Source organism: Rheinheimera gaetbuli, from assembly GCF_054781935.1.
Genome location: NZ_BAAGTL010000012.1, coordinates 287,205 through 308,455, shown reverse-complemented (window position 1 = coordinate 308,455; position 21,251 = coordinate 287,205). Strand labels below are relative to the sequence as shown.

20 protein-coding genes are annotated in these 21,251 nt (G+C 46.2%); 15 read left to right on the top strand and 5 right to left on the bottom strand.

Annotation, left to right across the window (positions count from 1 at the left end; genetic code table 11):
• Positions 1-233: 233 nt before the first annotated feature.
• The 4 genes from trxB (at position 234) to infA (ending at position 2,932) form a co-directional block, all read left to right on the top strand.
• Positions 234-1,190 carry a thioredoxin-disulfide reductase gene (gene trxB / locus ACYVIC_RS12000; RefSeq protein WP_460860234.1) on the top strand — a complete coding sequence of 319 codons (957 nt, stop codon included), beginning with the start codon at positions 234-236 and terminating at the stop codon, positions 1,188-1,190.
• Complete coding sequence (gene aat / locus ACYVIC_RS11995) at positions 1,156-1,926, top strand: leucyl/phenylalanyl-tRNA--protein transferase (RefSeq protein WP_460860232.1); 771 nt, start codon at positions 1,156-1,158, stop codon at positions 1,924-1,926. Before trxB ends, aat begins: the two co-directional genes overlap by 35 nt.
• A complete protein-coding gene (locus tag ACYVIC_RS11990) occupies positions 1,919-2,620 on the top strand; it encodes an arginyltransferase (protein WP_460860230.1) in 702 nt (233 codons plus the stop codon). The genes aat and ACYVIC_RS11990 overlap by 8 nt, the downstream gene beginning before the upstream one ends.
• 93 nt (positions 2,621-2,713) lie before the next feature.
• Positions 2,714-2,932: a translation initiation factor IF-1 gene (gene infA, locus ACYVIC_RS11985; RefSeq protein WP_008610216.1), complete on the top strand. Its 219-nt coding sequence runs from the start codon at positions 2,714-2,716 to the stop codon at positions 2,930-2,932.
• A gap of 71 nt (positions 2,933-3,003) precedes the next feature.
• Here the strand turns inward: infA and clpA are convergent, their stop codons facing one another.
• Positions 3,004-5,271 (bottom strand): ATP-dependent Clp protease ATP-binding subunit ClpA, encoded by a 2,268-nt coding sequence (gene clpA / locus ACYVIC_RS11980; RefSeq protein ID WP_460860227.1) that lies wholly within the window; start codon positions 5,269-5,271, stop codon positions 3,004-3,006.
• Positions 5,272-5,325: 54 nt separating this feature from the next.
• Complete coding sequence (gene clpS / locus ACYVIC_RS11975) at positions 5,326-5,646, bottom strand: ATP-dependent Clp protease adapter ClpS (RefSeq protein WP_460860226.1); 321 nt, start codon at positions 5,644-5,646, stop codon at positions 5,326-5,328.
• Between the two features lie 191 nt (positions 5,647-5,837).
• Between clpS and cspD the strand changes: the two genes are divergently transcribed.
• On the top strand, positions 5,838-6,056 hold the full coding sequence (gene cspD / locus ACYVIC_RS11970; protein ID WP_335737662.1) for a cold shock domain-containing protein CspD: 219 nt from the start codon (positions 5,838-5,840) through the stop codon (positions 6,054-6,056).
• Between the two features lie 73 nt (positions 6,057-6,129).
• Here cspD and ACYVIC_RS11965 read toward each other — a convergent pair whose 3' ends face one another.
• Positions 6,130-8,358 (bottom strand): NADP-dependent isocitrate dehydrogenase, encoded by a 2,229-nt coding sequence (locus ACYVIC_RS11965; protein WP_460860223.1) that lies wholly within the window; start codon positions 8,356-8,358, stop codon positions 6,130-6,132.
• 343 nt (positions 8,359-8,701) lie between these two features.
• Between ACYVIC_RS11965 and ACYVIC_RS11960 the strand changes: the two genes are divergently transcribed.
• From ACYVIC_RS11960 to ACYVIC_RS11935, 6 genes are all read left to right on the top strand, one after another.
• Positions 8,702-9,241 carry a pseudouridine synthase gene (locus ACYVIC_RS11960; RefSeq protein ID WP_460860470.1) on the top strand — a complete coding sequence of 180 codons (540 nt, stop codon included), beginning with the start codon at positions 8,702-8,704 and terminating at the stop codon, positions 9,239-9,241.
• A gap of 16 nt (positions 9,242-9,257) precedes the next feature.
• Entirely contained in the window at positions 9,258-9,713 is a 456-nt protein-coding gene (locus ACYVIC_RS11955) for an NUDIX domain-containing protein (RefSeq protein WP_460860221.1), read from the top strand.
• Positions 9,714-9,780: 67 nt separating this feature from the next.
• On the top strand, positions 9,781-10,893 hold the full coding sequence (mnmA, locus tag ACYVIC_RS11950) for a tRNA 2-thiouridine(34) synthase MnmA (RefSeq protein ID WP_460860219.1): 1,113 nt from the start codon (positions 9,781-9,783) through the stop codon (positions 10,891-10,893).
• A gap of 2 nt (positions 10,894-10,895) precedes the next feature.
• Positions 10,896-11,534 (top strand): high frequency lysogenization protein HflD, encoded by a 639-nt coding sequence (gene hflD, locus ACYVIC_RS11945; protein ID WP_460860218.1) that lies wholly within the window; start codon positions 10,896-10,898, stop codon positions 11,532-11,534.
• A gap of 8 nt (positions 11,535-11,542) precedes the next feature.
• Positions 11,543-12,910, top strand: coding sequence for an adenylosuccinate lyase (gene purB, locus ACYVIC_RS11940; protein ID WP_460860216.1), 1,368 nt, complete (start codon positions 11,543-11,545; stop codon positions 12,908-12,910).
• 55 nt (positions 12,911-12,965) lie between these two features.
• Complete coding sequence (locus ACYVIC_RS11935) at positions 12,966-14,120, top strand: ribosomal protein uL16 3-hydroxylase (RefSeq protein WP_460860214.1); 1,155 nt, start codon at positions 12,966-12,968, stop codon at positions 14,118-14,120.
• 93 nt (positions 14,121-14,213) lie between these two features.
• Here the strand turns inward: ACYVIC_RS11935 and ACYVIC_RS11930 are convergent, their stop codons facing one another.
• Positions 14,214-14,651, bottom strand: coding sequence for a DUF4826 family protein (locus ACYVIC_RS11930; RefSeq protein WP_460860212.1), 438 nt, complete (start codon positions 14,649-14,651; stop codon positions 14,214-14,216).
• Between the two features lie 233 nt (positions 14,652-14,884).
• On the opposite strand from ACYVIC_RS11930, the gene ACYVIC_RS11925 reads away from it, so the two are divergent.
• Positions 14,885-15,928, top strand: a complete 1,044-nt coding sequence (locus ACYVIC_RS11925) for a Leu/Phe/Val dehydrogenase (RefSeq protein ID WP_460860210.1) — start codon at positions 14,885-14,887, stop codon at positions 15,926-15,928.
• 58 nt (positions 15,929-15,986) lie between these two features.
• Here the strand turns inward: ACYVIC_RS11925 and ACYVIC_RS11920 are convergent, their stop codons facing one another.
• Positions 15,987-16,850 (bottom strand): patatin-like phospholipase family protein, encoded by an 864-nt coding sequence (locus ACYVIC_RS11920; protein ID WP_460860208.1) that lies wholly within the window; start codon positions 16,848-16,850, stop codon positions 15,987-15,989.
• A gap of 140 nt (positions 16,851-16,990) precedes the next feature.
• On the opposite strand from ACYVIC_RS11920, the gene ACYVIC_RS11915 reads away from it, so the two are divergent.
• The 3 genes from ACYVIC_RS11915 to prsR are packed head-to-tail and all read left to right on the top strand — an operon-like array spanning position 16,991 to position 21,197.
• On the top strand, positions 16,991-17,737 hold the full coding sequence (locus ACYVIC_RS11915) for a S1 family peptidase (protein WP_460860206.1): 747 nt from the start codon (positions 16,991-16,993) through the stop codon (positions 17,735-17,737).
• 37 nt (positions 17,738-17,774) lie between these two features.
• Positions 17,775-19,799, top strand: a complete 2,025-nt coding sequence (prsK, locus tag ACYVIC_RS11910; protein WP_460860204.1) for an XrtA/PEP-CTERM system histidine kinase PrsK — start codon at positions 17,775-17,777, stop codon at positions 19,797-19,799.
• A gap of 33 nt (positions 19,800-19,832) precedes the next feature.
• Positions 19,833-21,197 carry a PEP-CTERM-box response regulator transcription factor gene (prsR, locus tag ACYVIC_RS11905; protein ID WP_460860201.1) on the top strand — a complete coding sequence of 455 codons (1,365 nt, stop codon included), beginning with the start codon at positions 19,833-19,835 and terminating at the stop codon, positions 21,195-21,197.
• The last annotated feature ends 54 nt before the right edge of the window (positions 21,198-21,251 follow it).

The window sequence follows — 21,251 nt, the reverse complement described above, 5'->3', positions numbered from 1 at the left end:
GGAACTTACTACTTCAGTAAAAACACTTAATCACACGTGTTAATCTTGCGCGGATTATAAACCTTAATATTGACCGATTTTTAGCTGCTACTTTACGGTCAGTGATAACAAGTGTTGCTAAATCTTGACCTTTGCCGCTATGACTAAATATCCTCCGCTACTTTCGCTTAGGCTTGCAATTCTTTAGAATCGACGCCATAACCCGCTTTATTATGTTGTTTCCGGAGAAATTCATGTCAGATGTAAAACACAGTCGCCTGCTTATCTTAGGCTCAGGCCCGGCGGGCTATACCGCTGCAGTCTATGCTGCCCGTGCCAACCTTAACCCGGTGTTAATTACCGGTATGCAGCAAGGCGGCCAATTAACCACCACAACTGAAGTAGAAAACTGGCCAGGTGATGCGCATGGCTTAACAGGCCCTGCGTTGATGGAACGTATGCGGATACATGCTGAAACCTTTAACACTGAAATTGTGTTTGATCACATTCATACCGTTAACCTGCAACAGCGCCCATTTATTCTTACAGGCGACAACGCAGTGTACAGCTGCGATGCATTAATCATTTGTACCGGCGCTTCGGCCAAATATCTTGGGTTACCCTCTGAGCAGGCATTCAGCGGCCGTGGCGTTTCTGCCTGTGCAACCTGCGACGGCTTCTTTTATCGCAACCAAAAAGTAGCGGTTGTTGGTGGAGGAAATACCGCCGTTGAAGAAGCACTGTATTTATCGAATATCGCTGCTGAAGTACATTTGGTGCACCGGCGCGACAGCTTCAAAGCAGAGAAAATTCTGGTAGACCGCCTAATGGCTAAAGTTAGCAGTGGTAATATCGTGCTACACACCCACCGCGAGCTGGAAGAAGTATTAGGTGATGATATGGGTGTAACGGGTGTGCGATTAAAATCAACCCGTGGCGAAGCAGCTGAAGAGTTAGCATTACAGGGCGTTTTTATTGCTATTGGCCATCAGCCAAATACTGACATTTTTGCTGGCCAACTGGAAATGAATGGCGGTTACCTGAAAGTTCACAGTGGTAGCGATGGCAATGCCACCCAAACCAGTATTGCCGGTGTATTTGCCGCCGGAGATGTATCTGATCATATTTACCGGCAGGCCATTACCTCCGCCGGTACCGGCTGTATGGCAGCGTTGGATGCCGAACGCTATCTGGATGCACTGGCCAAGTAATACGTGGTCTATTGTGGCTATTTATCTGCCGGAATTATCGCTAACTGATGACAGCTTCCCTGCGCTGCAGCATGCGCTGCAGCAACCCGATGGTTTATTGGCTATGGGTGGGGATTTATCGCCGACACGTCTGTTAAGTGCCTATACAAGAGGCATTTTTCCCTGGTTCAGTGAAGGCGATCCGCTGTTATGGTGGAGTCCGTCAATACGAGCTGTCTTTGCACCCGACAGCTTAAAAGTAAATCGAAGCCTTGCCAAACAACTACGCCGTTTTAATTTCAGTTTTAGTGTCAATAAAGCGTTTAGTCAGGTGATTGGCCAATGCGCCGCCCCCCGAGCGAAACAGGCCGGCACCTGGATCTTGCCGCAAATGCAGCAAGCCTATATTGCATTACATCATTTAGGCCACGCCCATAGTGTTGAGGTCTGGCAACAAAATAAACTGGTCGGAGGGCTTTATGGCGTCCAGATTGGTAGTCTGTTCTGCGGTGAATCTATGTTTAATCTGGTGCCTGATGCGGCCAAACTGGCAATGATTATGTTGCAGCAACATTTGCAGCACGAAGCACCAGGCTGGATAGACTGTCAGATGCCCAACCCGTTTTTATTGCAGCTTGGTGCAACACCTTTATCGCGCAATGAGTATATGCATTTACTGCAGCAACAATGCACCAGACCTTTGCCTGAACGACACTGGCACAGCCGCTTTGTTGAACTGGAAGCTAACCATGCCTGAACTAAAGTTTGGCCTTAGCGCAGCAACGCCATGCGCCTATCTGCCAGAGCAGACCGAACAATTGGTATTTCTGCTACCGGATCAACCGATCAGCGACAACTTATATCAGCAGTTACTGCAACTAAATTTCCGTCGCAGTGGTGAGCAAGTTTACACACCTCATTGCCCCTCATGTCAGGCATGTCAGTCAGTCCGCATTGCCGCTGATACATTCCAGCCTAGCCGCAGCCAAAAGCGTTTACTACGTAAAGCCAGCCGCGCTGGCTGGCATTACCAAATAACGCAGCAAACAACGGCTGATTACTATAGTTTATTCGCTGACTATATCTGCCACAAACATGCTGATGGCAGCATGTTTCCTCCCTCGCGCGAACAATTGCAAAGCATGCTGAGCTGCAGCTGGCTAAAAGTTCAGCTACTTGAACAATATTGGCAACAACAATTGGTGGCAATCACCATAGTGGATGTTACCAGCGATGCTCTCTCTGCGGTGTATACGTTTTACGATCCGGCATTTAGCTCATTTTCACCCGGCGTACTGGCTATACTGGCTTTATTACAGGTTAGCATCGAGCTAAACAAAGACTGGCTTTACCTGGGATACCAAATTGATGCCTGCAATAAAATGGCATATAAGGCCGCATTTTTGCCACAACAGCGCTTTATTGCCGGAATATGGCATTCATTTGGTTAAAAAAGCGCTTGCCGCTTTACTTATGCTGGCGATTTCGGCACAATCTGCGCAGTTTTTTACAGGATCACCCAATTTAAGAGGCACGTACGCTGAATGGCGAAAGAAGACGTAATTGAAATGCAAGGTACCATTTTGGATACCCTGCCAAATACCATGTTCAAAGTTGAACTGGAAAACGGCCATGTCGTTATCGCTCATATTTCCGGCAAAATGCGTAAGAACTATATCCGTATTTTGACTGGCGACAAAGTAACGGTGGAACTGACACCATACGATCTGACCAAGGGCCGCATCGTATTTCGTCAACGTTAATACCACTGCAACATCTTGTATAAAACAAACCCGGCCTGGTGCCGGGTTTGTTTTTAAGTCGCAGAAAAATATTAATCTGCCAGTGCGATCTCCCGCTCTGTTTGATAGTCAAAACTCAGCTGATCCTGAACAAGGTCAATTCTAACATCACCACCGTGGATCAAGCGGCCAAATAATATTTCGTTTGCCAACGGCTTTTTCAAATGCTCCTGAATCACCCTTGCCATCGGCCTGGCTCCCATCGCTTGATCATAACCTTTGTCAGACAACCACTGTCTGGCGGCTGATGACAGTTCCATAGATACTTGTTTTTTATCCAATTGCACCTGCAGATCACAAATAAACTTATCGACTATTTGCAAAATGATCTCTGGCGTAAGGTGTTTAAACCAGATAATGCCATCCAGCCGGTTGCGAAACTCCGGACTAAAGGTACGGTTAATTTCAGATAAAGCATCATGACTATGATCTTGCTGTTTAAAGCCTATTGATTTACGAACTGTTTCCTGCACCCCGGCATTTGTTGTCATCACCAGAACGACATTACGAAAATCTATTTTACGGCCATTGTTATCAGTTAAGGTGCCATGGTCCATTACCTGCAGCAAAATATTGTATATATCGCTATGGGCTTTCTCGATTTCATCCAGCAATACAACCGAATAAGGTTGTTTTGATACAGCATCAGTTAGCAAGCCACCCTGCTCAAAGCCAACATAGCCCGGCGGCGCGCCAATTAAGCGGCTGATGGCATGGCGCTCCATATACTCTGACATATCAAAGCGTAGTAATTCTACGCCCAAGGCTTTTGCCAGTTGTTTGGTAACTTCAGTCTTGCCCACCCCTGTAGGGCCAGCAAACAGAAAGTTACCAATCGGTTTTTCTTCGTTACCCAAACCTGAGCGAGATAGCCGGATTGCCGACGTTAAAACCTCTATCGGTTCATTCTGACCAAACACCACCAGTTTTAGGTTTCGGTCCAGATTGGCCAGCACATCTTTATCTGACGCCGAAACCGACTTCTCCGGGATCCGTGCCATCTTGGCAATAACATGCTCAATCTCCGGCACGTTAATCACTTTTTTACGTTTAGACGATGGCAGCAAGCGCTGGCTGGCGCCGGCTTCGTCAATCACATCTATCGCCTTGTCAGGCAAATGCCGCTCATTAATATACTTGGCAGACAATTCCGCAGCTGCACGAATGGCTTTTTGCGTATAACGCACGTTATGGTGTTGCTCGTAACGCTCTTTTAAACCTAATAATATTCGGGTGGTGTCATCAACACTGGGCTCTACTACATCAATTTTCTGAAAGCGTCGCACCAGAGCAGTGTCTTTCTCGAAAATGCTTTTAAATTCCTGATAAGTTGTAGAGCCCATGCAGCGTAACTTACCGTTTGATAACAACGGTTTGATTAGATTACTGGCATCCATTACCCCACCAGAGGCTGCGCCGGCACCAATAACTGTATGTATTTCATCGATAAACAAAATAGCGTCTTTTTCCCGCTCCAGCTCTTTCAGCAACGACTTAAGTCGTTTTTCAAAATCACCACGGTATTTAGTCCCGGCCAGCAGAGCGCCCATATCCAATGAATAGATGGTAGCGTTAGCAATCACTTCAGGAACTTCATTATGCACGATGCGATAAGCCAAGCCTTCAGCAATAGCTGTTTTACCTACACCAGCTTCACCGACCAGCAAAGGATTGTTTTTTTTGCGCCGGCATAACACCTGGATAGCACGTTCAACTTCATGCTCACGACCAATCAATGGGTCAATAAAGCCATTTTTGGCCTGTATATTCAGGTTGGCAGTAAAATTTTCTAAATACTTACTGTCATCAGCAGCAGTATCGGTCGATTCGTCCTGAGCATGTTCATCATGTTGTTCCAACTTTTCAGTCTTCATCACACCATGAGAAATAAAGTTAACCACATCTAGACGGGTGATATCGATTTTCTTCAGCAAATAAACCGCTTGTGATTCCTGCTCGCTAAAAATAGCAACTAATACATTGGCACCAGTGACTTCAGATTTACCTGATGACTGCACATGAAACACGGCGCGCTGCAAAACACGCTGAAAGCCTAGCGTTGGCTGGGTATCACGCTCAATCTCGCCTTCAGGCAGCACTGGCGTTGTAGAATCGATAAAACTGGCCAATTCATGACGCAGTTTTTCTATATTGGCGCCACAAGAGCGTAATGCTTCGCCTGCGGCGGGGTTGTCCAGCAAAGCCAGCAACAAATGTTCTACCGTCATGTACTCATGACGGCGTTCACGCGCGAACCTGAAAGCCAAATTCAGAGTTAACTCAAGATCTTTATTCAACATACACCACTCCTAATCCACCTGAGTAACGACACCAGAATCATGCCAATAATAACCTTATGCGCGTTCCATAGAACATAGCAACGGGTGCTGATGCTCTTTGGCATACTGCGTCACTTGCTGCACTTTCGTTTCGGCAATTTCAGCAGTAAACACGCCGCAGACGCCTTTACCTTCATAATGCACTTTCAACATCACTTCTGTCGCCTGCTCATATTGCATGTTAAAAAACCGACTTAACACATCAATGACAAAATCCATCGGGGTGTAATCATCGTTGTGCAAAACCACCTTGTACATGGGAGGAGGTGCCACACGCTGCCGGGTCAGCTGTTCCAGATCACCATGCTGTTCATTCGTTTGTTTATTGCCGCTCATAAACTATAGCCATGCCTGTGTATTCCATCAAAGGAGCTTTCAGTTAATTTTAGGTAAATTTTAAGTTTAATTTTGCAAATAACTTGACTGTCTGAACAAATTATCTACAGTAGTTGTTGGGATTAACAACATTCCCACTATCATGACAAAGAATACAGAATTTAGCTAACTTAGAGAAGGAAGTAAGTTGTATGGCTACCGGTAAAGTAAAATGGTTTAATAATGCCAAAGGATTTGGATTTATCCGTGAAGATGGCCGTGACGAAGATATCTTTGCACATTATTCAACCATTAGCATGGACGGCTACCGCACGCTAAAGGCAGGACAAGACGTTGAGTTCGACTTGTCAGAAGGCCCTAAAGGCTTACACGCTGTGAATATTAAATTACCCGGTGATCTGTCAGAGTAACATCGCTCCGTGTGACAAAAAACAAAAAAGCAGGCCTAAGCCTGCTTTTGTTTTTATTGCAATGCCCTAAATATCAAGCGCTCTCCAACGCCTTGTTGAATAGCTTACTTGGCCGCATTGCTGCAGATACCAGCGCCGGATCTGGCCGGAAATAGCCACCGATATCAACAGCTTTACCCTGAGCATTAATAAGCTCAGCCACTATGGCGGCTTCTTGCTGTGTCAAGGTATCAGCCAGTTTGCTAAAACGCTGCTGCAACTCTGCATCGGCATTTTGCGCTGCCAGTGCTTCAGCCCAGTACAGCGCCAGATAGAAGTGGCTGCCACGATTGTCCAGCTCACCCAATTTACGCCGCGGTGATTTATCCTTGTCCAAAAACTTAGCAGTTGCATTGTCCAACGCATCGGCCAGAACTTTGGCTTTAATGTTACCTGTTACCTGGCTTAAATGTTCTAATGACGCCGCTAAGGCCAAGAACTCACCCAGTGAGTCCCAGCGCAGATAGTTTTCTTCGATAAATTGTTCAACATGTTTTGGTGCTGAGCCACCCGCGCCGGTTTCAAACAGGCCGCCGCCATTCATCAGCGGCACCACTGACAACATTTTGGCACTGGTGCCTAGCTCCAGAATTGGGAATAAGTCAGTTAAATAATCCCGCAGCACGTTGCCGGTTACGGAGATAGTATCCAAACCTTGTTGCATGCGCTGCAGTGACAAGCGTGTTGCTTCTACTGGCGACAATATCTGAATATCCAGGCCAGCTGTGTCATGGTCTTGCAAATACGTCTTAACCTTGTTGATAATCTGCGCATCATGAGCACGGTCACTGTCTAACCAGAATACTGCCGGAGTCGCGCTTAAGCGGGCACGGTTTACCGCCAGCTTCACCCAATCACGAATAGGCGCATCTTTTACCTGACACATACGCCATACGTCACCTTGTTCTACATTGTGTTCAAATACAACGTCGCCTTTGCTATTTACTACCTGCACTTTGCCATCAGCAGCAATTTCAAAGGTTTTATCATGTGAACCGTATTCTTCGGCTTTTTGTGCCATCAAGCCAACGTTCGGCACTGAGCCCATAGTGCGCGGGTCAAAAGCACCATTTTTACGGCAAAAATCGATTGTTTCCTGATAAACGCCAGCATAACAACGGTCGGGGATCATGGCTTTGGTATCTTTTAACTTACCATCCGTACCCCACATCTTACCGGAGCTTCTGATCATTGCCGGCATAGACGCATCGATAATCACATCGCTGGGAACATGCAAGTTGGTAATACCTTTATCAGAGTTCACCATAGCCAACTCTGGCTGTACAGCGTAACAGGCTTTAATATCTGCCAGCACGGCAGCCTGTTGTGCTTGTGGCAAGGTAGCCACTTTAGCGAACATATCGCCGGCACCGTTGTTTACATCTACACCCAGTTCAGCAAACAAAGCAGCATGTTTTTCAAACACCGGCTTAAAAAATACTGTAACGGCATGGCCAAACAAAATAGGGTCAGACACCTTCATCATGGTGGCTTTTAAGTGCAGTGACAACAGCACATCTTGTTGCTTAGCAGCCGCAATTTCCTGCTGGTAAAAAGCCCGCAGAGCATTCTTGCTCATCGTGGCAGCATCAATTACCTCGCCTGCAAGTACAGACACTTTTTCTTTCAGTACCGATACAGTACCGTCTTTGGCGATATGTTGAATTTTCAATGTATCGGCATTTGCAAACGTAGTCGATTTTTCGCTGCCGTAAAAATCCCCCTGCGTCATATGCGCAACATGAGATTTAGAATCTGCTGCCCATGCTCCCATGCTATGCGGGTTGTTTTTCGCGTACTGTTTAACCGATGCCGGAGCCCGACGGTCAGAGTTGCCTTCACGCAGCACCGGGTTTACAGCACTGCCTTTAATTTTGTCATAACGCGCTTTAACATCGCGCTCTTTATCATCTTTTGGCTCAGCCGGATAATCTGGCAACGCATAGCCTTGTTGCTGCAACTCTTTAATAGCGGCTTTTAACTGCGGAATAGACGCACTGATATTTGGCAACTTAATAATATTAGCCTCTGGCTGATTAGCCAGTTCACCCAGTTCAGCTAATGCGTCTGCAATGCGCTGCTCGCTTTGCAGGAAGTCTGGAAAGTTGGCAATAATACGACCCGACAATGAGATATCACGGGTTTCAACGGCAATGCCAGCAGCTGCAGAAAATGCCTGTACAATAGGCAGCAATGAATAGGTCGCCAGCGCCGGCGCTTCGTCAGTTTCAGTATAAATGATTTTTGCAATTTCTTTTGACATGTTAATTCCTGTAAAGTGTTTGCGAACAGCTGGCACGAGGCGCCAGTCGCACTACATCCGTGCGATGTGTATGTTTTAAACGCAATTGTTGCAAGCGGCGGTAGTATAGCAGCAAGACATTGAATAAAATAGGTAACGGGCTGTTACTACACACTGGTCATAGTTGCAGCAAAACTGCACACAGCCAGCCTGGTGTTCAGCTTGGCTTACAGCTGCGAAATCACAGCTCAATGCTATAAATTCCAGAGAACAAACAACAGTGAAATCCGCTAGCAACAAACACAATCGGCAAAATAATCCATATACGAAAAAACGCAATACGACCAAAGTCGGACAGCCATTATTGGTGCTGTTTAACAAACCCTATGATGTGTTGTGTCAGTTCACCGACAATAGTCCTACACCGCGTGCCACGCTGGCAGATTATATCCCATTGCCGGATGTTTATGCTGCCGGTAGGTTAGATCGCGACAGCGAAGGTTTGCTGCTGCTAACTAATTGCGGTCAAACTCAACATCGTATTGCCGACCCTAAACACAAAATGGCAAAAACCTATTGGGTGCAGCTTGAAGGTGAAATAACTGACGAAGCGCTGGCACAGTTAGCGGTAGGAGTGCTGTTAAATGATGGTTTAACTTCGCCAGCTATAGCGCAGCGTTTGCCAGAGCCAGAGGTTTGGCCGCGCCAACCACCGGTGCGCCAGCGTGCTAACATCCCAACCGGTTGGATAAGTCTAACCATCACTGAAGGCCGTAACCGTCAGGTAAGGCGTATGACAGCCGCTGTTGGTTTTCCTACCTTACGCTTGATCCGCGCACAAATTGGCGACTGGACGCTTGCTGATTTGGCCCCGGGCCAATACACAGTGTTAAACCTTAAATAAGGATATTAGCAATACCATGAGCAGAGACATGCTACACCTTACTGTTGCGGCCATAGTCTGCTTTGAGCACAAGTTTCTGTTGGTAGAAGAAACTGACAAGTTAACCGGCAAACGAGTGTTAAACCAACCGGCTGGCCATGTCGAACAAGATGAAGACTTAGTTAGCGCGGTAAAGCGTGAATTGCTGGAAGAAACCGGTTTAGCGCTAGAACCCAGTGCCTGGCTGGGCATTTCTCAATTAAAAGCAGCCAATGGCCACCGCTATGTCCGGGTTAACTTTATATTTGAGCCAACAAAACTACCTGCTGTTTACGCGCCACAAGACAGCGATATTGCCGCATTACACTGGCTTAGCAGCGCTGAAATAGACAAAGCCCCCCTTCCCTTGCGCAGCGCATTGGTAAGCGATGCTATTGCATTGTATCGCCAGGGCGTGCGCTTACCATTGCAGCTAATTCAAGCCGTGCGATAACATGCGCATATGGCAAAAGTAGTGTATAATCCGCGCCTTGTTTTTTCGCCCTGTTGAATAAGGTGCTATGTCAGATCCTATCAGTGCAAATCGCAGTAAAAAAGTCATCGTTGGTATGTCCGGCGGGGTAGATTCTTCCGTTTCAGCCTATTTGCTATTGCAGCAAGGTTATCAGGTTGAAGGCCTGTTTATGAAAAACTGGGAAGAAGACGACAACGACGAATACTGTGCCGCAGCTGAAGACATGGCGGATGCACAGCAGGTGTGCGACAAACTGGGTATCGTGCTGCACAAAGTAAACTTTGCTGCCGAGTACTGGGACAACGTGTTTGAGTACTTTCTGGCAGAATACAAAGCAGGACGCACACCTAACCCCGATATTATGTGCAACAAAGAAATTAAGTTTAAAGCCTTTCTTGAGTTTGCTGCAGAAGCACTGGGCGCAGATTATATTGCTACCGGCCACTATGTGCGCCGCCGTCATCATGACGGGCATTGGCAATTGCTGCGCGGGCTGGACAGCAACAAAGATCAAAGTTACTTCCTCTACACTTTGGGGGAAGAGCATGTAGCACAAACCCTGTTTCCGGTGGGTGAGCTGGAAAAACCAGCAGTGCGCTTAATTGCAGAGCAACAAGGCTTAATTACTGCGAATAAAAAAGACAGTACCGGTATTTGCTTTATTGGTGAGCGAAAATTCAAAGATTTTCTACAGCAATATTTGCCCGCTCAACCGGGCGATATTGTCAGTGTCGACGGTGACATTATTGGCCGCCACGAAGGGTTGATGTATCACACCCTTGGCCAACGCAAAGGCTTGGGCATCGGCGGCACTAAAGACGGCAGTGAAGAGCCCTGGTATGTGGTTGCTAAAGATGTCGAGTCTAACCAGCTTATAGTGGCGCAAGGCCACGACCACCCCAGCTTACTGGCTAACGGCCTGATTGCCAGCCAGTTACACTGGACTGATCGCACCGGCCCGCAACAACCGGTGCGCTGCAGTGTAAAAACCCGCTATCGTCAGACGGATATTCCCTGTTTACTTACACCAAAGCCTGATGGCAGCGTTACCGTGCTGTTTGATACAGCACAAAAAGCGGTAACGCCCGGGCAGTCAGCGGTGTTTTACCTGAACGAGGTGTGCTTAGGCGGTGGCATCATTGACGAGGCGATAAACTAATTATGCAGTATTCACTTTCCACCCAGATTATTGCGCTGGCAGGGTTATGTCAGGCGTTACAACTGGTGCAAAAAGTTGCACGCAGTGCCGAAGTTAACAGTGACGCCCTCACAACCATGCTAAGTAGTGTGGCCGTGTTAAGCGCTGATGAACCACTACAAATTTATGGCAATAAAGCCGAAAATCTGGTCACCGGTTTAAAATTGATCGTCGATCAGTTGGGCGACAAGCCACAAAAAGATGTCGAATTAACCCGTTATATTGTTGGCGTACTCGCACTAGAGCGCCGGCTGCATAAAACACCCGCCAAAATGAAAGCGCTTGGTGATAAACTGCAGCATTTGCAGCGACAGTTACAGCACTTTGCCATTACCGACGACAACATGCTGGCAAATCTGGCCGATATCTACGCCGAGTGCATTAGTAGCCTTGGCAGCCGCATTCAAATCTATGGTCAACCTGACTTACTGAAACAAACCGCCGTACAGCACAAAGTACGCGCCCTGTTGTTAGCCGCTATTCGCAGCGCCGTATTGTGGCGCCAGGCTGGTGGTAGCCGTCTTAACTTTATTTTTAAACGTCGCAAGCTGGTCGCGCAGGCACAACAGATGTTGTCGCAATTACCGTCACCAGGTTTATAGGAGCTCGTATGCAACTGAACGCCCTTACCGCTATATCGCCCGTTGACGGGCGCTATGGCAGCAAAACCACTGATTTACGTCAGTATTTTAGTGAGTTCGGCCTGATTAAATACCGGGTAACGGTTGAAGTACGCTGGCTGCAGCAGCTTGCAGCTACTGCAGGTATCACAGAAGTACCATCACTGTCGGCACTGGCAAATCAGCTACTAAATGACATTGTCGACAATTTCAGTTTAGATGATGCCCAGCGGGTAAAAGACATCGAGCGCACCACCAATCATGACGTCAAAGCAGTAGAGTACTTGTTAAAAGAAAAAGTACAATCTAACGCCGAGCTGTCAGCGATTAGCGAATTTATTCACTTTGCCTGCACCTCTGAAGACATTAACAATTTATCGCACGGCTTGATGTTAAATGAAGCCAGAAATACTGTGTTGTTGCCGCAATGTGACGCCTTGCTCGACGCCATTAAACAACTGGCTGAACAGCACAAGACTGTGCCGATGATGGCTCGTACTCACGGCCAGCCAGCTTCGCCAACGACACTGGGCAAAGAGATGGCTAACGTTTATATGCGATTAAAGCGCCAGCGTGAGCAAATTGCTAATGTCGAGATACTAGGTAAATTGAATGGCGCTGTTGGTAATTATAATGCCCACTTGTCGGCCTACCCTGAACTTGACTGGCATGCTATATCTGAACAGTTTGTTACCAGCCTTGGCCTGAGCTGGAATGCGTTCACTACTCAGATCGAACCGCATGATTATATTGCCGAATTGTTTGATGCGATTGCACGTTTTAACACTATTTTGCTCGATTTTGATCGCGATGTCTGGGGCTATATCGCGCTTGGCCACTTTAAGCAACGCACTATTGCTGGTGAAATTGGCTCATCAACCATGCCGCACAAAGTTAACCCCATCGACTTTGAAAACTCTGAAGGTAACCTGGGCATAGCCAATGCGCTGTTTAACCATTTATCAGCCAAATTACCGGTATCACGCTGGCAGCGTGATCTGACAGACTCTACCGTACTGCGTAATCTGGGTATGGGTTTTGGCTATACGCTGATTGCTTATCAGGCCACACTAAAAGGTATCAGCAAGCTGGAAGTTAATGCCGCCAACTTGCTATCAGAATTAGATGCAAACTGGGAACTACTGGCTGAGCCGGTGCAAACCGTAATGCGTAAATACGGGATTGAACAGCCGTACGAAAAGTTAAAAGAACTTACCCGTGGCAAGCGGATCAACCAGGCAGACTTACATCTGTTTATTGATAAACTGGCGCTGCCAGAACAGGTAAAAGCGCAGCTAAAACAGCTGACACCGGCTAATTACATCGGCGCTGCAATACAAATAACTGATACGCTGTAATATCAGATTAACGATAAGGCGCTGTATACAGCGCCTTTTTTCTTAGGAAGATCATATGTACCAACTGCATTTAGGTGAGCTGAGTATCACTGAATTTCTCAATGAGTACTGGCAGAAAAAACCGCTATTGCTAAAAGGCGGTTTTCAAAATTTCACGGACCCCTTAACTGCAGACGAGCTGGCCGGTCTAGCTACTGAAGAAGAGATAGAATCGCGTATTGTAAGCTGTACAAAGCAACAATGGGATATGCACACTGGCCCATTTACAGATTTCAGTGTTTTTGGCGATAGCAACTGGACTTTGCTGGTACAAGCGGTTGATCATTGGCACCCGCTAGCAGCCAAATTGCTTGATCCGTTTCGTTTTATACCCAATTGGCGTATTGATGATTTGATGGTCAGTTTTTCTGCACCCGGTGGCGGTGTCGGGCCGCATCTGGATCAATATGACGTATTTATTATTCAAGGTGAAGGTAAGCGGCGTTGGCGCGTTGGCATGCCCGATAGCAGTTTGCAGCAGCTATGCCCGCACCCGCGTCTGTTGCAGGTTAGCGCTTTTACCGACTGTATTGATGTGATAACAGAGCCCGGCGACATTTTGTATATTCCGCCAGGTTGCCCGCATGAAGGCGTTAGTATTGAAAACAGTTTAAATTACTCTGTCGGTTTTCGTGCTCCGGCACAAAAAGATCTGCTTATCGGCGTGGCTGATTACCTGATTGACCACGATATCACTGGCCAACGTTTCACTGATGCCGCCCGGCCAGCAGCCGTTTCAGTCGGCAAAATCTGTGACACCGATCTGGACAGCATACAGCAATTACTGCAACAGCTTATTGCAGACCGGCAGCACTTGCCACATTGGTTTGGCAGCCTGATCACCCGGGCTAAACATGAGTTAGATTTAAATGAACCCGACCCGCATTATGGCAATGATGAAATTGCAGAATACCTTGAAGAAGGTTCGGTACTAACACGCACGGGCGGCTTACGCTGCTGTTATTACCAGCAAAACGCTGACAGCGACCTGTTGCTATTTATCAATGGTGATCAGATAACGCTACCTGCGAATGAACTGACAACGGCGCAATTATTGTGTGATTACACTGAACTTGACGCTGCACAAAACCAGCATTTTATTAGCTCACCAGAGCGATTAATGCTAATAACCAATCTGATAAACCAAGCTTACTGGTACTTTAGTGAGTAAACGATCCCCCCTTCAATAGCAGGGGATTTAGGATTGAAAATAAAAAACCGCACTCGGTGCGGTTTTTTTTATTAATGTCAGCTAAACACTTTGTTAGCTGACAGATTCTTGTTGCCACAGCTCATCAGCATTGAACATATCGTATAAACTGTGCGCCCTGTTAACCAGCAAATTAGCAAAATCTTTTTGCGTTTGCTCAGTAACTCCCGCATCAATGATCTGCTGTGCTTTCAATTGCCAATGTAATGAAAAAGCCCGCACTGCTTCTCTGGCATTGTTTGCTGTAGAAAACGGCATATGGTCGGTAGGTAAATCACCGCTGATAACCCAAAACGACTTTTTATCTTTAGTATTTAGTTTCCATACCGCAAAGTACGGCGGCAAATAACGGCTTTCAGACACAGCTACATTATCTGGCAATATGCCTTTACTGGCTAAATACTCGTTAGCTTTTTGATACTGGGTTCTAACCCATTCTTGTCTGGTTTGCTCCGCCAGTTCAATTTGTTGCTGAGTTAACTGCTCACTCATAACTTTACATCCTCAACGATTAGTGGCGTTACTTTAGGGGAGTCAGTTTCAACAATCAAGTGTTGCGAAAGATTGTCGACAACACACTGGACTGACCAGGGTATTTTTTAGTGGTGTTGTGGTGAAACCCCAGGTGAAATGTTACATTGCGCGGCGCAAAAGTTGGAGCAGAACCAACCTAACTAACAAAGTCAGCACTGTCGCAAGCAGCAGTGCAAAACGGAGAATCGGTCGTGGCAGTTTTTAATCATCCTGAATTCGAAAATCATGAACAAGTGGTATTTTGCGCCGACGCAGAAACCGGTTTAAGAGCTATTATCGCTGTACACAGCACCGCACTGGGTCCGGCTGTAGGCGGTTGCCGTTTATGGAATTACGAATCAGATGAGGCAGCCATTAATGATGTGCTGCGCTTGTCACGCGGTATGACCTACAAAAACGCCATGGCAGGCTTGCCATTAGGTGGTGGCAAATCCGTTATAATTGGTGATGCCAAAACCATTAAATCTGAAGCGTTGTTCCGCGCTTTTGGCCGCATGGTGCACCGGCTGTCTGGTAGCTATTACAGTGCTGAAGACGTCAATATCACTACCGGTGATATTATGAACGTCAACAAAGAAACACCTTATGTTGCTGGTTTAGAGGGTAAAAGTGGCAACCCTGCCCCCTTTACTGCACTGGGTACTTACCGTGGTATTAAAGCTGCCGCGTTACACCAGTTTGGCTCTGACAATCTGGCAGGTAAAACAGTAGCGGTACAAGGTCTAGGCAGTGTTGGCTTCTATCTGTGCGAGCACCTGCATAAAGAAGGCGCACACCTGATTGTTACTGATATTAATCAAGACGCCGTGCAACGCGCGGTTAATCAATTTGGTGCCACAGCAGTAGGCTTGCATGAGATTTATGCTGTGGATGCCGACATTTACGCACCTTGTGCACTGGGCGCTACTATTAACGATGACACCATTCCACAGTTAAAAGCCCGGGTAATAGGTGGCTGTGCCAACAATCAATTAAAAGAAGCACGTCATGGTGAAGTATTACGGCAAAAAGGCATTCTGTATGCGCCAGACTACGTTATTAACGCCGGTGGAATTATCAACGTAGCCTTTGAAATGCGTCCGCAAGGTTATAACGCTGATGAATCAACAGCTAAAGTACTGGCAATTTACGACACTCTGCAGACTATTTTCCGTCGTGCAGACGCTGAACAACAGTCTACCAGCGTGGTCGCAGATTTAATGGCTCAAGAGATAATTCGTCGCGGCAAGTGCTAAACAGCCAATATTTTTAAGCCACTATAGCGGTGGCTTATGAATTTAGTTTAACACCATATCAACCGATATCTTTAGTACTGTGAGGCTGAAACAATACCGACAGTTTACGCGGTACTATATTGGTTACCGTGTTATAACCTATATCAAATAGCTGCTCTTTTTGTTCAGCTGTCATGGCAAAATCGACAGAAGATACACTACCTGTATTCACCACTATCGTATTATGCCAGTACTCGGCATGCACGTATTCACGTGATACTGCACTCATAAAGGTTCTGATCAACATCATGATGTAAGACACTGCAGGAAAATATCGCCTCGGTTGCAATGGCTTGGCTTCGGCATCGCTTTTTAAACGAAAACACATTAATGGCAATCCAGCACCTGACCAATCGTGGTGCAACGCATCTTCAGACAAGATTACACCATCGGTCATAATATGATTTTCAAACTGCTGAAACGAAAAAAACAGCGGAATAGACATAGAAAAACGCACTGCTTTAGATACTTTAAAATCTGGTGTTTTATCACGATTAAAAACAACAGGGCCACCGCCATTAATGTCTGTTGCCAGTATGTGTAAATCATAGGGCAATTCGGCAAACGTTATCCCTTTTAACTGCTTGTCCAACCAGGCTTCCAGTTTGTTGCCGTTACATAACCCACCTGTGCGGATCAATGATGAAAAGGAAAAACTCCAAAATTGCCTAAAATCGGTTTGCAAAGCCAACGCTTTAATATCCGGTAGACTCCAACCGGCAGCGTACAGTGCCGCAACTATGCTACCTCCGGACACGCCTACCAGATGACGAAACACAAAGCCCATATCCAGCAATGCGTGTAAAATACCGATATAGCAACTTAACCGGGTACCACCACCGGAAAAAATGGGTACTATTTCTGTGTTGGTCTTATTAGGCATCTCAGCACTATCCTTAGACTGATAACAACTGTTTTAGTATGAGACATAATCTGGTTAGCGCCACAGAATAGCGCAGCTATTTAGCAGAAACTGCGCTAAGATTACTCAATAGCACAAATACTTAGATATGGATTGTCGAAATGTTGCGAAAGATGTTATCCGTGATGCTGTTGATCCTAACCTGGACCAGTCAGGCAGAAATGTCCCTAAGTGACAGCATCAGTAAAATTAAACCCTCCATCGTTGCCATCGGCGTACATGATCCGCTAGGCTCGCCCAGAGTACGGTTAACTGGCACTGGTTTTGTTGTTGCTGATGGTAAAAAAATTGTCACCAACTACCACGTCATTGCGCCGGTACTGAGTGCAGTAAGAAATGAGCGTTATGTGGTGTTGTCCGGCACTGGCTCTGACATACAGATGCACAGCATAACACAGACAAAAACGGCACCAGCATACGATTTGGCGGTGCTATCCATTGACACCGCCCTGCCATCTACCGAGCTTGCTGACGCTAAGCTACGCGTTGAAGGCACCGAAATCGCTTTCACCGGCTTTCCTATAACCAATGTACTCGGCCTTTATCCGGCAACGCATAAGGGCATTATTTCAGCGATAACCCCTATCGCTGCTCCTGCTGATAATTCCAGCCAGCTGCAGACTGCAGCGTTACTGCGATTAAAGCAGCCCTATATGGTGTATCAACTCGACGCTACAGCGTACCCAGGCAACAGCGGTAGCCCGTTGTACGATGCCCGTACAGCTCAGGTAATCGGCATCATCAACAAAGTGTTTGTCAAATCCACCCGTGAAGCTGTACTCAGTGATCCCAGCGCCATTAGCTATGCTATACCGGTACAGTTCTTATTACCGCTGTTAGCAGACTAACTGTATCTCTGATGTTTTATTTAACGGACCATAATAAATGGATTTTCTGCCATATCTTGCACTAGACAAAGTGGGCTACGCGCTCGCCGCTGCAGCCAGTTTGATCTTCTTTTTGTTACTAGTGGTAACCAGGGTCAAAAACCTGCCACGTTTACTGCTATTGGGCTGGACACTGATATGTTGCGCCTGGGCAGCTTACTACTTGCTATATACTGTTACGCCTTATAGTTCGAGCATATCGCTACTGTTTGAACTATTAAGATACTATGTCCTGCTGTTATTTCTAATCAGTGCTCTTAACTCTGTAACCAGCAACTTCAGTCTGCTTATCCGTAACAAAGCAGCGCAACTGTTAACCGCCATATTATTGCTATGGTATCCGCTTTGCTATTGGCAACTGATATCCGATAACCTTATTTTCACCGGCAGTCTGGCGCTGTGCATTTTACAATTAGCGTTTCTCGAAGCGTTGTATCGACGCGCCGGTGATGACCGGTGGCAATACAAACCTATGGTTATAAGCCTTGGGCTTTGCCTGCTGTTTGATTTTGTCTTGTTGGCAGAGTCTGCTTTATTTGCTCAGGTAGACAACCAGCTTTGGGCCGCAAGAGGTTATGTTTGCGCAGCATTGCTGCCATTTATGATACTGTCAGTACGACGCATCAGCGCTTGGGGTATCAGCGTTTATGTCTCAAGGGATATCGTGCTACAAAGTTCACTGGTACTGGCATCTGGTGCTTACTTGTGTCTTATTGCAATTGCTGGGTTTTATATCCGATATATTGGCGGAAACTGGTCAAACCTGCTGCAAGCTACCTTCTTTGCGCTGGGTTTTGCGATGCTGGCGTTTCTGCTGTTTTCCGGCGCTTTGCGCAGAAAGCTCAAAGTGTTTATCGAAAAACATTTCTTTGCCAACAAATTTGATTATCGTTTGAAATGGCTCGAGCTGACACGCCTGCTCCGTCAAATCGATCTGAGTAAAGCGAATCAATATGATGCCATTTTACACGCCTGGCTAAGTGCTGTGGGCTATAGCCGGGGTTGCCTGGTTAGATTACCGTACACCACAACACCTTATTGCCTGGCAATAACTAATCGCAGCGAGCTAACACCTGACGAACTAGAACTAATATCCCGTTATAAACAACGTTTTGCCGACCAACACTGGATAGTCGATCTGTCTGACCTCGACAACAGCTTTGTCAAACAACAGCAAGATTTATACAACCTTGATGTACAATTACTGCTACCCATTCACGCCGAGGGCGAGTTGTGGGGATTATGTATGATTAATACCCCCGACATTGATAAACAACAATTAAACTGGGAATTGCGTGACTACCTGATGTTAGTTACCGAGCAAGCAGCAAGTTATTTACTGCTAATGGAAGCAAGTAAAGTATTCAGTGAAAATGCACAGTTTGCCGCATTCAGTCGTATGTCTGCTTTTGTAGTACATGATTTGAAAAACGTTAAAGCTCAAATTGATCTCACATTACAAAACGCAAAAAAACACAGGCACAATCCGGAATTTATTGAAGACACCTTCGACACCCTTTCAGCCATGCAACAGCGTCTGGAAAACATGTTAGCGCAACTAAGCTGTAAGCGGCTTAACAATGATGTCGTAAGCATCTTTGATGCTGCTGATGTAATCCAGCACGTTATTACACAACGTTGTGCGGCGAAGAAACCACTACCGCAGCTTCGTGTACTTAAACAATGCCAATTGCAGCTTAATAAAGATCGCTTTAGCAGCGTTATCTATCATCTGCTGGACAACGCACAGCATGCAACAGCTGAAAATGGCCGTATTGATGTATCGCTGGATGTGCAGCAGGCGCAATTTATCTTGCAGATCACTGATAATGGTTGCGGCATGTCCGCAGATTTTATCAGTACTCGACTATTTAAACCCTTTGACTCAACAAAAGGCAACTCAGGTATGGGCGTGGGAGCCTATGATGCGCTACACTTTGCCCAACAACATAACGGGCAACTTTTGGTTAAAAGTACTGAAGGTATTGGAACTACCTTTACTTTAACGCTTCCGTTACACTAATAAGTATCAGGTTGTAACTACAAGGATCGTGGCATGAAAACAGTTTTGGTTATTGAAGATGATATTGGGATCCAGAAGCAGCTCAAATGGAGTTTAAGTGATTACGAACTGGTTTTTGCGGCCGACAGGTCCAGTGCATTAACGCAGTTACGTCGCTATGAGCCCGCGGTTGTGACACTGGATTTAGGCCTACCGCCCGATCCGGCAAATGCCTCTGAGGGCCTTGCCTGCCTCAGTGATATTCTGGCAACACAACCTGATTGCAAGGTCATTGTTATCACAGGCAATACCGATAATGAACATGCGTTAAAAGCTGTGGCACTTGGTGCGTACGACTACTATCAAAAGCCGATAAATACCGACGTCCTGAATATTATTTTAGCCAGAGCATTCAAAATCAGCGAGCTTGAAACAGAAAATCGTGCCCTTAAATCAGCGAATGTTAACAATAGCGATATCATCGGCAATAGCGAAGCTATTTTAAAAGCCTGTCGTACAGTAGAGAAAATCGCCCCCACTGAAATAACCACACTATTGCTTGGTGAAAGCGGCACAGGTAAAGAGGTGTTTGCCCGGGCAATCCACCGCCAAAGCCCGCGTATAAACAAACCTTTTGTCGCGATCAACTGTGCATCTATTCCAGAAAATTTGCTGGAGAGTGAGCTGTTTGGTTATGAAAAAGGCGCTTTTACCGGAGCAAATAAAACCACGCTGGGAAAAATTGAATGCGCAAATGGCGGCACTTTGTTATTGGACGAAATAGGCGATATGCCCCTTAGTCTGCAAGCTAAAATGCTACGTTTTTTGCAAGAGCGCGTCATTGAACGTGTCGGTGGCCGCCAGGAAATCGAAGTAAATGTCAGGGTAATATGCGCCACCCATCGTAATCTGGCTGAAATGGTTGCAGCGCAAAGCTTCCGTGAAGATCTATACTACCGTATCAGTGAAATTAGCCTGACCATACCACCACTACGCCAACGCGGCCACGACATAATTGTCATTGCTAAAGCCTTGTTACATCGTTTTAATGATGAGTTTAACTGCCGGGTTCAAGGCTTTAGCGAATCAGCTATGCAAGCGATGTTGCACTATCAGTGGCCAGGTAATATCCGCGAATTACAAAATAAATTGAAATCAGCCGTTATTCTGGCCGACAGCAAACATATTTCTGAAGCTGACTTAGGGTTAAGTAACCAAAGCAGTAAAACGGAAACCTTAAGAAAAGTACGTGAACAGGCAGAAACTCATGCTATTCGCCACGCTTACACCCTGGCAAATGGAAATTTATCTAAAACTGCTGACAGTTTGGGTATTACCCGGCCAACCTTGTATGCATTAATAGATAAGTACCGTCTACACGATTTGCGTAATTTAGAAGCCGAAAGCCAACAGTTATAGTAATTAATCTACCCGGTTATATTGCAGATAAAAAAAACCCCACTAACGTGGGGT